Source organism: Tatumella citrea (assembly GCF_002163585.1).
In the GTDB taxonomy this organism is placed as follows: domain Bacteria; phylum Pseudomonadota; class Gammaproteobacteria; order Enterobacterales; family Enterobacteriaceae; genus Tatumella; species Tatumella citrea.
Window position 1 is genome coordinate 3,158,609 of sequence record NZ_CP015579.1, and the last position, 12,688, is coordinate 3,171,296.

The 12,688-nt window shown below is 49.6% G+C and carries 14 protein-coding genes; 7 read left to right on the plus strand and 7 right to left on the minus strand.

Annotation, left to right across the window (positions count from 1 at the left end):
- Window positions 1-404 precede the first annotated feature (404 nt).
- From A7K98_RS15100 to A7K98_RS15120, 5 genes are read left to right on the plus strand one after another with little or no spacing between them, the layout of a single operon-like run.
- A complete protein-coding gene (locus tag A7K98_RS15100; RefSeq protein WP_087489306.1) occupies window positions 405-968 on the plus strand; it encodes a Csu type fimbrial protein in 564 nt (187 codons plus the stop codon).
- Between the two features lie 2 nt (window positions 969-970).
- Window positions 971-1,495 (plus strand): Csu type fimbrial protein, encoded by a 525-nt coding sequence (locus A7K98_RS15105; protein WP_456154846.1) that lies wholly within the window; start codon window positions 971-973, stop codon window positions 1,493-1,495.
- Window positions 1,496-1,508: 13 nt separating this feature from the next.
- Window positions 1,509-2,270 carry a fimbrial biogenesis chaperone gene (locus A7K98_RS15110; RefSeq protein ID WP_087489307.1) on the plus strand — a complete coding sequence of 254 codons (762 nt, stop codon included), beginning with the start codon at window positions 1,509-1,511 and terminating at the stop codon, window positions 2,268-2,270.
- A gap of 2 nt (window positions 2,271-2,272) precedes the next feature.
- Complete coding sequence (locus A7K98_RS15115) at window positions 2,273-4,639, plus strand: fimbria/pilus outer membrane usher protein (protein WP_087489308.1); 2,367 nt, start codon at window positions 2,273-2,275, stop codon at window positions 4,637-4,639.
- Window positions 4,629-5,582, plus strand: a complete 954-nt coding sequence (locus A7K98_RS15120) for a Csu type fimbrial protein (RefSeq protein ID WP_169715417.1) — start codon at window positions 4,629-4,631, stop codon at window positions 5,580-5,582. Before A7K98_RS15115 ends, A7K98_RS15120 begins: the two co-directional genes overlap by 11 nt.
- A gap of 28 nt (window positions 5,583-5,610) precedes the next feature.
- Here the strand turns inward: A7K98_RS15120 and yfhb are convergent, their stop codons facing one another.
- The gene (yfhb, locus tag A7K98_RS15125) at window positions 5,611-6,243 is read right to left on the minus strand and encodes a phosphatidylglycerophosphatase C (RefSeq protein ID WP_087489309.1); all 633 of its coding nucleotides are present in this window, start codon (window positions 6,241-6,243) and stop codon (window positions 5,611-5,613) included.
- A gap of 347 nt (window positions 6,244-6,590) precedes the next feature.
- Here yfhb and A7K98_RS15130 point away from each other — a divergent pair, with 347 nt between their 5' ends.
- Both A7K98_RS15130 and A7K98_RS15135 read left to right on the plus strand, forming a co-directional pair.
- On the plus strand, window positions 6,591-7,418 hold the full coding sequence (locus A7K98_RS15130) for a phytanoyl-CoA dioxygenase family protein (protein ID WP_087489310.1): 828 nt from the start codon (window positions 6,591-6,593) through the stop codon (window positions 7,416-7,418).
- Window positions 7,419-7,837: 419 nt separating this feature from the next.
- Complete coding sequence (locus A7K98_RS15135; protein WP_087489311.1) at window positions 7,838-8,092, plus strand: YfhL family 4Fe-4S dicluster ferredoxin; 255 nt, start codon at window positions 7,838-7,840, stop codon at window positions 8,090-8,092.
- 13 nt (window positions 8,093-8,105) lie between these two features.
- Here the strand turns inward: A7K98_RS15135 and acpS are convergent, their stop codons facing one another.
- The 6 genes from acpS to lepB form a co-directional block, all read right to left on the minus strand.
- Window positions 8,106-8,486: a holo-ACP synthase gene (acpS, locus tag A7K98_RS15140; RefSeq protein ID WP_087489312.1), complete on the minus strand. Its 381-nt coding sequence runs from the start codon at window positions 8,484-8,486 to the stop codon at window positions 8,106-8,108.
- Window positions 8,486-9,217 carry a pyridoxine 5'-phosphate synthase gene (pdxJ, locus tag A7K98_RS15145; protein ID WP_087489313.1) on the minus strand — a complete coding sequence of 244 codons (732 nt, stop codon included), beginning with the start codon at window positions 9,215-9,217 and terminating at the stop codon, window positions 8,486-8,488. Before pdxJ ends, acpS begins: the two co-directional genes overlap by 1 nt.
- A 44-nt stretch (window positions 9,218-9,261) precedes the next feature.
- Entirely contained in the window at window positions 9,262-9,993 is a 732-nt protein-coding gene (gene recO / locus A7K98_RS15150) for a DNA repair protein RecO (protein ID WP_087489314.1), read from the minus strand.
- 3 nt (window positions 9,994-9,996) lie between these two features.
- Window positions 9,997-10,902 (minus strand): GTPase Era, encoded by a 906-nt coding sequence (gene era / locus A7K98_RS15155; protein WP_087489315.1) that lies wholly within the window; start codon window positions 10,900-10,902, stop codon window positions 9,997-9,999.
- The gene (rnc, locus tag A7K98_RS15160; protein WP_087489316.1) at window positions 10,899-11,579 is read right to left on the minus strand and encodes a ribonuclease III; all 681 of its coding nucleotides are present in this window, start codon (window positions 11,577-11,579) and stop codon (window positions 10,899-10,901) included. Before rnc ends, era begins: the two co-directional genes overlap by 4 nt.
- A 133-nt stretch (window positions 11,580-11,712) precedes the next feature.
- Window positions 11,713-12,684: a signal peptidase I gene (gene lepB, locus A7K98_RS15165; RefSeq protein WP_087489317.1), complete on the minus strand. Its 972-nt coding sequence runs from the start codon at window positions 12,682-12,684 to the stop codon at window positions 11,713-11,715.
- Window positions 12,685-12,688: the final 4 nt, after the last annotated feature.

A 12,688-nucleotide genomic window follows, 5' to 3' on the forward strand; every position in this document is an offset into this window, starting at 1 on the left:
ATACGCCCATAAAAATATAAATAAAACTTATTATAGAAACAAAATTTGATACTTTTCATTAACCCGATCCACGTATTTTATATTGATTTTCTGGCGTAATACCTGGTGGTGTCACTACCCACCCGGAAGACTACCAACATAACCACATGTTTTACATATCAAAAAGAAATGAAAAACTCAAAACAAACTCTTACATGAAACCGGAATAATCCTTTGAGATTAATCTCATCACTATGTTAGTCTCGTGGTTGATTACATAAATATTAAATCAAATTAACCAATAATAATCATGATGGCAGGGAAAACGCCTATATTTTCGGTAACAACCAGTGCGAAACACTCTGTTTCAAGCCAGCTAGTTTTGTCGCTCATCAGACTAAATACACACTGCAAAAGGTTACTTCATGAAAATCAACAAGATGCTGTTATGTGCTTTAGGTTATGCATTGACAACCAGCGTAGTTCCTTCTGTTGCCAGTGCGGCAGAAGGCACTTTATCCGGACAGGTGGGGGTTCAGGTCACGATTAAAGAAGGCTGTGCAGTGACCAATGGTAGTTCGTCTTCCGGAACGAACAGTTGGGGAACGCTGAATTTCGGAACTTACGCTGATCTGACCGCGGCTATCAACGGAACCGTGCTCGGTTCTGACGGAACAAATGCGGTGACCATTACCTGTACTGATGGTCTCACTCCAACCATGACTCTGGATGGCGGGAAGAATGAAGCCAGTAATGTCAGGAATATGGTCAACACCAGCGGCACCACTACTACAGATATTGCCTATCATCTCTATTCTGATGCCAACCATACTACTGAAATTGAACCCGGCGGTTCAGTCTCTCTGACTGCGGATGGTGCCGCGCAAAGCATCCCGATTTACGGACGTATTGTACCGGATGACCAGACGTCAACCTCTCCGGCTTCAGGAACTTACAGCGATACAGTGACAGCCACACTCTCCTGGTGAGTATTAATCGCACCATTGCCTTTATGGTGCTGTTTTTGTCGCTGGTAACCGGGGCCACCGCTGATACAACAACCAGTAGCTTTACCGTATCGTCGGTAATCACCAGTGGTTGTGCTCTGGGGACTGACAGCAATGACACAGTCACTGATTTTGGCGCCATCGATTTTGGATCGATGTCGTCAATTGCCGGTAATGTGGATGTTGCCAGTACTCCGGGCGCAGGTTCGGTAATTGTTACCTGTACCCCCGGGATGTCAGTATCCATTGCTCTGGATTACGGTCTTCACGGTGGCTCAGCCAGCGAACGCTATCTGGAAAACAGCACGACCGAAGCAACGCTGGGATATCAGCTTTACCAGGATGCCGCACACTCCCTTGTCTGGGGAACTGATGCCCTGGCTTACAGTGTCGCCTCTTTCCCGGATACCACCCAGACCTACACCATTTATGGCCGTTTATTTCCGGTCACGGGTTTACCTGCCTCCGGCACATACACCGACACAATTACCGTTACCCTGACTTATTAAGAAATTTACATATATGAAAATTAAATATTATTTATCTGCACTATTAATTCTGCTTTCCGCCACGGCAATCAATGCACAAGCAGCCAGCTCGGTTTTAGTCTGGCCAATTTTTCAAACTATTAGCAGTTCGGATAAAGGCTCCGAGTTATGGCTACAGAACCGTGGCAACAGTGCGGTCACTTTGCAATTGCGGGTATTTAAATGGCAGCAACGTAATTCTGCCAGTGTCTATTCTGATCAAAAGGCAGTCCTCGCCAGCCCTCCATTTGTCACGGTTCAGCCCGGGCAAAGACAATTAATACGCCTGATTCGTCTTCAGGCCACAGCTCCACAACATGAAGATGCTTACCGGATTGTTATTGATGAGATACCTGGCAGTACGGCCTCTCAGACCAATACCAACAGCGCGGGCCTTATTATGCGAATGCGCTATGTTTTACCGCTGTTTGTTTATGGGCAGGGAATGTCCCCCGTCAGCCAGGATGGGCCGGTGAGCAGTATCCGCAACAGCCTGAGCTGGAACATTGCCAGCAAAAAAGGCCAGGCATATCTGGCTATGACTAATCATGGATCTATGCATGCACGGCTGAGTGATATTTTCTGGGGAAGTGATGCCCAACATCCAACGGCCTATATTTCAAAAGGCTTTTTAGGCTACGTTTTGCCGGGCCAGACCGTTCTGTTTCCACTCCCTGCACATCAGGCCCCGGGAAATTCATTATTCAGCCGGCTGGCAGATAATGTTGCTCCGGTGGGCATTACATCCGGCAGATAACCATGCCTAACGCATTTCGCCCGCTGTGGTTGAGTATTGCCTGTACGTTACCGGCGCTGGCGCTGGCCGACGACTACAACCAACTGCCTCCGCCATCTCTCAGCAGTGCTGAAAGCGAAAGTTATACTCTGTATCTGACATTATCCGTCAACGGCACACCGTCGCCTGGCCTGGTGCCGGTTCAGGTGAAAAATGGTCATTACTGGATAGATGCGCTCCCTCTGTTAAAAGCACATTTGAGGCTCGAACCCCCGTCCGGTTTAACTGATGTTTCAACACTACCGCAGGTACAGGCCCGTTATGATAGTGCCCGACAGATCCTGAATCTTCAGGTACCCGACCAGTGGCTGCCGGAGCAGCAACTTGGCAGTGGCTTTTCAAAAAACAGCCTTCGTCCGGTCAGCAGCAGTGGACTGTTACTTAATTATGACTCTTATAGTCTGAGATCCCCTGGCGGCGGAACATCTGCGAATACCTTGCTGGAAGGTCGCTGGTTTGGTGCAGCCGGAACTCTTTCACAAACAGGAGTCTGGCGTAACCAGTGGGCCGGGATAAACGCTACACCCTCAGGATATGTCAGATATGATACGGTCTGGAAATACAGCGACATTTCAAAACTCATCAGTGTTCAGGTCGGTGATTTTGTCAGTGATTCAGTGACATGGAGCCGCTCAGTACGTATGGGCGGAGTCCGTATCAGTCGTAATTTCACTGTCCGCCCGGACCTGGTAACGTACCCGTTACTCAACTGGAGCGGCACTGCCGCAGTGCCAGGCACCGTCGATTTATTTGTCAACGGCTATAAAGCCAGCAGTCAGGCCGTAAATTCCGGACCTTACAGCCTGACCAATGTCCCGTTTATTAACGGTGCCGGAGAAGCTACGGTGGTGACCACCGATGCACTGGGCCGCCAGGTATCCACCACCATCCCATTTTATGTATCCAATAAACTACTGGCGAAAGGGCTGAGTGACTTTGATTTTTCAGCAGGAAGTCTGCGCAGAAACTATGGAACTGACAACGCAGATTATGGCAATGCTGCGGTTAGCGGGATCTACCGCTATGGACTGAGTAATCAGCTGACAGGGACTGTACACAGTGAAATCAGCAACGGACTGATGCTGACAGGGCTTGGAGCAGACTTTACTCCGGGCCGGTTGGGCACAGTTAGCCTGTCGGCCAGCAGCAGCCAGAACAACCAGCATGAAAGAGGGTATCAGTACACCTCCGGCTGGTCTTATTACAGCAAATTCTGGAGCCTGAATCTTCAGCATATTAGTGTCAGTGGTCATTATCAGGATCTCTCTACTACAGACACCAACATGCAGTTAAGCCGGCAGTCTGACCAGGCCACGGTCAGCATCATCCCGGCCGGTAAAATTTACGGGACTTTTGGGCTGGGCTATTTTTCAGTGCAGGCTAATGACGGCACCCGAACCCGACTGGCCAATTTCTCCTGGAGCCATAGCCTGGGGGGAAATTCCAGCCTGAGCCTAAGTCTGAACAGAGACCTTGGCAGCAACTCCGTTACCGGAGTCGCACAAATCACCATTCCGTGGGGAGACCAGTCTGTAGTTAACAGCTCCTCCAGTCTTGCGGCCAATGGTCATATCACTAACCGGCTGGAATATACCCGAACGGCGCCAGTAGATGGCGGCGTTGGCTGGACAGTAGCGCACTCCCTAAGCGGAGACAGCTATAACCAACTGAACCTGACATGGTTAAACCGTTACTCAAGCCTGAGTGGCGGATATTACGGAACCACTGGTCAGTCGGATCAATGGTTTGAAGCCAGCGGATCTGTCGTCGTTATGGATAATGACCTGTTCTTATCTCGCCGGATTAATGACGCTTTTATCGTGGCCGATACTGACGGATACCCGAAAGCCAGTATCAGTTATGAAAACCGCCATGTTGGTGATACTGACCGCAGTGGTCATCTGCTTATCCCCTGGGTTTCAGCCTGGTACCCTGGCAGGGTATCGATTAATACCATGGACTTTCCGACAGATACCGATGTCCCGGTATCAGAACAAAAAGTCGCCGTACGCGAAGGCAGCGGTGCAATTGTTCATTTCTCCGTAGAGAAAGTACGTTCTGCCGTGCTGACGGTGACCGATCAACATCACCATCCCTTACCGGTAGGTACCCCGGTGGATGAGATTAACAGTGGTCAGACTGGAGTCGTCGGCTATGACGGCCAGGCCTGGCTTTCACACCTTGGGCGGCATAATCAGCTGGAAATTATGACCGCCAACGGAACCTGCCACTATTCCTTTGACTTACCTGAAGACACCCCTGTACCGGCCATTATCGGCCCGATAATTTGTCAGTCAGCCCCAGCCCCGGAGGCATTACATGAACATTAAATTGTTAGCCCTGAGACTGCTATTGTTGTTAGTGGCAGGTATTTCACATTTTGCCAGGGCAGACTGTAGCACTATCTCGTCCAGCGGAAATTTTGGAACCGTCAGCTCATTTACCTTAGCCAGCACTGCAGAAACTGTTGAAACCGGGTCGGGTTTCACCTGTTCAGGCGGTTTATTAACCCTGCTCAGTACTAATACTATTACGGCCACCCTGGCCTCCTCCACCGGAGAAAGCGGCACAACGCCACAAATGGTCAGCAGCTCCGGAGCCAGTTTCCCCTATACTATCTGTGCAGCCTCAGACTGTTCTTCAACGTATTCGATAGGTCAGACCATTACCTGGACATCAACATCACTGCTTGGATTACTGGGATTGTTTAATTCCAGTGATGGCACCTTACCACTGTATATCCATACGACGGCTGGGCTGAATGTGCCTGCGGGGACTTATACCGATACGATTGTCATCAACTGGAATTATAATATCTGTTTTATCGGCCTGCTGGGGTTGTGTGTCTATACCAACGGTACGGCGACATCCACAGTAGTTTTCTCAGCTATTGTGACCAATGACTGCGCGATTGTAGATGCGCCAGATGTCGATTTTGGCAGTGCGGCGTTGCCGGCAAATTTTGCATCCATCGCCAGTGCATTAACGGTGCGTTGCACCAAAAATGCCGCCTATAAAATTAACCTGACCAGCAGTAATCCGTTGAGCGGCGATTTCCGGCAGATGGCATCAACCAGTGACGGAACGACCCATTATTTGCTGTATCAGTTTTATCAACCGGACGGAACCGCCTGGACGCCCGATAATGATCTGAGTGAAACCGGCACTGGCGATTCACAAACGGTCAACTATACCGCTACCGTTGATACTGCCCAGACCAATAAACCGGCGGGCAGTTATAGCGATACGGTTACCGTCACCGTAACCTATTAATCTTTATCAGCCACCGCCGGAATTGTTGTTAGTCGAGTTGCTGTATGCTGCCGCTGGCCGTAATACGCCAGCGGTACTGGCAGTAATCCATTAACGGGGTATCGAAGTTGCTGTCACTGTAGCCGCTATGCAGTTTTGGTAAACAGCCGATACGTTGTTCGAGTTCGATCACTTTTTGGCGTCCAAAACAGCGCAGGCTGAGAACCCGGCCGCCGAAACGCCGCTGCATCTGTGAACCAATCAGGTTCACCTGACAAAGGAAAGAAGCAGAACCATAAATCCCCTCAACCAGTGACTGCGGTGAACCGGTGACTAACCAGACCCTGGTATCGGTATCCTGTAAATAGCCATACAAGCGCTGAAGAACTTCCGGGAAAGGGGTGATATGTTGTTGCGCCCACCGGCAAAACCCGGTTTCCTGTTGCTGCAAGAATCTTTCACTGTGCCCCACGGTAACCGCCCACAATAGCAGGCTCACCGGCCAGCGCGCAGCCTTATTCAGCAGCAGTGCCCCGATGATCACCGGTGCAAATAGTAGTACCGGCAACAGATTTAATGGCTGGCGCACCAGACAGTAGCGCAGATAACAACAAAACAGATCCTGCTTATGCAGTGTGCCGTCGAGATCAAAGAATACGATGCGTTGTTGTGGTTTCATCATAAACTCCTGTTAATTCGGTCATTCAGCTGTCAGCAAGCTCTGTATATCACTCCCATATTAAGGGCATATTACGCAAGACGCGTTATTATATCAGTGCAGCCGTGGCACTATGCAGTAATAGTGCATAGTTGTGGTGCAACTTAACTGCAGTTCTCCGGATGACCATAGCATACATCGTTATCTTTTCTGTTCCCTGGCAACCCACTGCTGGATAAAAAAACCATTAAAACATACAGATAAAAATAAATATTGTTTAAGACAATAAAAATGCTGTCAGGATTCTCGTGGCTCAGGAATAAGAATTGCACCTTCTTCAGACCCGACAAACTGCGACAGGATTTCCGGCAATGTATAAAGAATCACCGGCTTTGATTGATGATCAGACTGTAGAAACTTTTCAGAAAGATGGTGTAGTTTTACTCAAGGGTGTATTTAAACCCTGGGTGGATACCCTGGCACAGGGGATCAGCGAGCTGATGGCGAATCCCAGCGAATACGGTTTCGCCCGAACCGTGATCCCTAAAGACGGATCAGCGCCTTTTTTCCAGGATTATTGCAACTGGTCCCGGATCAAAACATTTGAAGACTTTGTATTTAATTCCCCGGCCGCTGAAATTGCCGCCCGATTGATGCAGTCCGAAACAGCCCGCTTTTTTCATGAACATACACTGGTGAAGCAGCCTGGTGGTAGCACCATTACCCCCTGGCACCATGACCAACCCTATTATTGTGTCGAAGGCCGGCAGAATGTCAGCCTGTGGATACCTCTGGATCCGGTAGAGCAATCCATCTCTCTGCGTTGTATTCGTGGATCGCACCTGTGGGGCGATGAATTCAGCCCGACCCGGTTTAATGGCACCAAACTCTACGAACATAAGAATTTTAAAGAGATGCCGGATATTGAAGCTCATGCTGATGAATACGACATTGTCAGTTGGGCAGTAGAACCCGGTGATGCTGTAGCTTTCCACTACCGGACCGTTCATGGCGCGGCAGGAAATCATTCAGCCCGTTCGCGTCGTGTATTCTCTGCCCGTTGGGTAGGCGATGATGCGGTGTTTGTTGACCGGGGCGGAGTGACCTCGCCTCCATTCCCTGAGCTGACTTTAAAGAACGGCGAGCCACTGATCGCCCCAATTTTCCCTCAGATCTGGCCGACAAAATCGGTTGCCTGAATCTGATCCCCGGGTTGCTCCCTTCATCTTCACTGAAGGGGCAACTGCCCTCTCTATGGAAGTAACACGTAACGCTGCCCACCCGGAGCTCTCACCCATTCGTCAGTGATACCTAGTCATAAGCCTTTACCGACATGCTCATGACGTAACCGAATGCTCAAAACCTCGTCATTATTGGGGTTTTCCGGGTTATGTGTTACAGTGCGCGGCATTAAAATTCCCGGCCCTGAGCCCCGTAAACATAAACTTGCTGACTAAAAGTTATCGCGGGGTGATTTACTGTTTGTGTCGCGGTTGTGTTTCATGCCAGTAGGTTGTTACGGCATGACTGTACTTAACGCCCTTCAGACAATCATATCCGGGAAATAAAGCCCCTATAACAAACAGATTCAAAGAGATTAAAAAGGCAGTTAACCGAAATGTCTTTACTGATTACCGAACGTTGTATCAATTGCGATATGTGTGAACCGGAATGCCCTAACCAGGCGATTTCGATGGGCAGCTCTATTTATCAGATTGATGCAGAGCGTTGTACAGAGTGTGTCGGTCATTACGATGCCCCGACCTGCCAGAGTGTCTGCCCGATCAATAATACGATAATTACTGATCCGCAGCAGACAGAGACGACTGAAGCTTTATGGGAAAAATTTGTTACGCTGTGGCATTCGGTCTGAACACCCCAGTGCTTTAGTTTTCCAGAATCACCGTTGCACAGGCATAGCGGCGTTCATCCGCCAGGGTTACATGGACATTCCGCACCCCTAAATCTTCCGCCAGGCTGTTTGCCTGGCCAAAGAAACGCAGACACGGTTTCCCCAGCGCATCATTAAAGACTTCAAACTGATTAAAAGCCAGACCACCCCGGATACCGGTACCAAAGGCTTTCGCGACCGCTTCTTTCACCGCAAAACGCTTTGCCAGAAAACGGACCGGCTGATGATGTTGCTGATATTGCTGCCATTCGAACTCAGTCAATACCCGGCGCGCCAGCCTGTCACCGGAGCGACTAATCACCTGTTCGATACGCTCAATCTCAACAATGTCGGTACCCAAACCCAGAATAGCCATTACCGACGTGATTCTCTCAGCAGTACTTTCATTTCGCGTACTGCTTCTGCCAGTCCGCTGATCACTGCCTGGCCAATGATTGAGTGGCCAATATTCAGTTCATGCATTTGCGGGATAGCAGCGACTGGTAACACGTTGTGGTAAGTCAGGCCGTGACCGGCATTCACTTTCAGCCCTTTTGAAGCTGCGTATTCCGCCGCTTCACGAATACGTTCCAGCTCTGCATCCTGCTCCGGACCTTCAGCAGCTTCGGCATAGGCACCGGTATGAATCTCGATATAGGGTGCGCCCGAGGTGACAGCTGCATCAATCTGTCGGTGATCCGCATCGATAAACAAAGAAACAAGAATGCCTGCCGCAGCGAGACGTTTCACGGCATCATTAAGTTTCTGTTGTTGACCGGCCACATCCAGTCCACCTTCAGTTGTTACTTCCTTGCGGTTTTCCGGTACCAGGCAGCAGAAGTGAGGACGAACTTCGCAGGCGATGGTGATCATTTCTTCGGTAACCGCCATCTCCAGGTTCATCCGGGTCTGAATGGTATCGCGCAGTAATCGGATATCACGATCGGTAATATGACGTCGGTCTTCACGTAAATGTACTGTGATGCCGTCAGCACCCGCCTGTTCTGCAATAAAAGCAGCCTGGACAGGGTCCGGATAGCGGGTTCCGCGGGCATTGCGCAGGGTCGCGATATGGTCAATATTGACCCCTAATAATAGTTCCGTCATGACAATCCTCAGTCTGAATAATCACACCTTGCCAGGCACCCCGTTTACGGTTTGTTTTGCGGTGGTACGACGGCAGGTAAAGTAAATTGCCGGAATAACTCCTGGCTTTTTAGCGGCTTTCCACCAAGATAAGGCTTTAGGGCCATGCGTGTAAAACGTTTTGCGGCCCTTAGCGTATCGCTGTCAGGAAATTCACGGGAATACAAAGCCTGCAAATGACGGCCGGTAAAACTACGCTGGTTAATCACCAGACTGGCAATAAAACCTTTTTCCTCACGATAACTGTAAGTCATGGTTTCACTGACGGGTTCACCGCTGCCGGCACAATGTAAAAAATCGACGCCATACCCAAGATGTCCCAGCACCGCCAGCTCAAAACGGCGTAACACCGGTTCTGCTGATCCCGTTGCCGAAGCCAGCCCCTGGATACAATGAAGATAATCAAAGAAGAGTTCGGAGAAGGGAATTTCCTGTCCAAGTACCCGCGACAGTAGTTCGTTGACATATAAACCGCAGTACAGGTAGGTCCCGTTAAGCGGCAGTGCCAGTGAAACAGCTTCGGCACTGCGCAGGGTTCTGATATCACCTTTACCGGACCAGCGGACCAGCAAGGGAGTAAAAGGCTGTAAGGCTCCTTTTAACTGCGAACGTTTGGCCCGCGCACCTTTAGCCAGCACCCGAACTCGTCCTTCATTCTCACTGAACAAGTCCAGTAGTAAACTGGTTTCGCTGTACGGGCGACTATGCAGCACAAAGGCGCGTTGCCAGCCTTCCATAAATCAGAGGTCGTCGGTATAACCCAGGCTGCGTAACGCACGTTCGTCGTCCGCCCAGCCGGATTTCACTTTTACCCACAGCTCCAGATGTACTTTAACTTCAAACATCTGTTCCATATCTTTACGGGCTTCAATACCAATAGTTTTGATTTTGGCACCTTTGTTACCGATTACCATCTTCTTCTGGCCTTCACGTTCCACCAGTATCAGACCATGAATGTCATAACCGCCACGCTCATTATTCACAAACTGCTCAATCTCAACAGTGACTGAATACGGCAGCTCTGCGCCGAGGAAACGCATCAGTTTTTCGCGGATGATTTCTGAAGCCATAAACCGCTGAGAGCGATCGGTTACATAATCTTCCGGGAAATGATGATCAGCTTCCGGCAGGTGCTTATGCACAATAGAAGCAATGGTGTCTACATTATTACCGTGTTCTGCCGATACCGGCACCACATCCAGGAAGTCCATTTTCTGGCTCAGCATCTGGATATGTGGTAGCAGGATAGATTTATCCTGTAGGTTATCAATCTTGTTGATTGCCAGAACGACCGGCGCTTTGCCAGCCTTCAGTTTACCCAGTACCATTTCATCGTCATCGGTCCAGCGGGTACCTTCCACTACGAAGATAACCAGTTCTACATCTCCAATAGAACTGCTGGCAGCTTTGTTCATCAGGCGGTTGATGGCCCGTTTCTCTTCCATGTGCAGGCCCGGGGTATCCACATAGATTGCCTGATAATTATCGCGGGTATCGATCCCCATAATCCGGTGCCGCGTGGTTTGCGGTTTCCGTGAGGTGATCGAAATTTTCTGTCCCAGTAACTGGTTCAGTAATGTGGATTTGCCGACATTAGGCCGGCCGACGATTGCGATAAAACCGCAATGGGTTGCTTGTTCGCTCATTCCATTCCTAACTTAATCAGCGCCTGCTCTGCGGCTGCCTGTTCTGCTTTGCGGCGGCTGGAACCAACCCCAACCACTGCTTCTTCCATTCCGCTGACCTGGCAATGGATGGTAAATTCCTGATCGTGGGCTTCACCACGCACCTGTACCACCAGATAAGATGGTAATGGTAAATGCCGGCCCTGCAGAAATTCCTGCAGCCGGGTTTTAGGATCTTTTTGTTTATCACCAGGACTGATCGAGTCCAGGCGACTCTGATACCAGCTCAGGATCAGCTTTTCAATTTGTTGAATATCACTGTCGAGGAAAATACCGCCGATCAGTGCTTCTACCGTATCAGCCAGGATGGATTCACGACGAAAACCGCCGCTTTTCAGTTCACCCGGCCCAAGGCGTAAACATTCACCCAGTTCAAATTCCCGTGCCATTTCTGCCAGCGTATTACCGCGAACCAGCGTTGCACGCATCCGGCTCATGTCACCTTCATCCACCCGTGGAAAACGGTGGTATAAGGCATTGGCAATCACATAACTCAGGATGGAATCCCCCAGGAACTCCAGCCGCTCATTATGTTTGCTGCTGGCGCTGCGGTGGGTTAAAGCCTGCTGCAATAAATCTGCTTGAGTGAAAGTATAGCCCAGTTTCCTCTGGAGCTTATTAATCAGGATGGGGTTCATGCGTTTCCAGCTCTTAGATTACGTCTGTTGCTCTGCACATGAAACAGGGCTGATACAGCTCTCTCTGTTTCGTGTGCAGTGGCCTGCCGGCCAGGGTCAGTAACAAGGCCCGCTAAGCGGGCCCACATAGGTATTAATGAATGCCACCAATACGACTCAGGCGAACTCCGGTAGGCCATTTGCCTTCCTGTTTTTCGAAGCTCATCCAGATAGCAACGGCTTTACCCACCAGGTTCTTTTCAGGTACGAAGCCCCAGTAGCGACTGTCGGCACTGTTATCCCGGTTATCACCCATCATAAAATACTCACCGGCAGGAACCACCCAGGTGGCTGGCTGTTGTCCCGGTTGCTGATAATAAGAACTCACCTGACTCTGAGCTTCGTTTACCAGTAAGATATTATGCGTGACATCACCGATGGTTTCTTTACGGATACCAAGGCGTAAACCACCTTTCATGCTTTGATCCAGTGGTACCTGGTAGAATCCGTTACCCACTTCATTACCATCAAAACCACTGAAGGTCTGAATAAAGTTACTCGGTTCCATATCACTATAGGTCACAGGTATTGCATTACCACATTGCCCTGAACCACAACCCGGAGTGACCGTGATGGTTTTGCTGTAAGGATCAAACACCACTTTATCGCCAGGTAAACCGATAACGCGCTTAATGTAATCAACACTTGGATCTTTCGGGTATTTAAATACCGCGATATCACCACGTTTCGGATGACCGGTCGGGATCAGCGTTGTCTGAGTGATTGGATCTTTCAGACCGTAGGCAAATTTCTCTACCAGGATAAAATCGCCAATCAGCAAGGTCGGCATCATTGATGCTGACGGTATCTGAAACGGTTCAAAAACAAACGAACGCACGATGAAAACAACAAACAATACCGGGAAGACCGATATTGCCGTTTCAATCCAGCCAGGATGGCGGTCCACGGCGTTCAGTGTTTTTTCGTCCAGTGCATTACCCGCCATTTCACGGGCCTGCTGCTGCTTTTTACGACGGGCAGGAGCCCATACGAATTTATCAATGCACCAGATGATTCCGGTAATCAGAGTAGCTAAAGCCAGAATCAGTGCAAACATATTTGCCATGCCA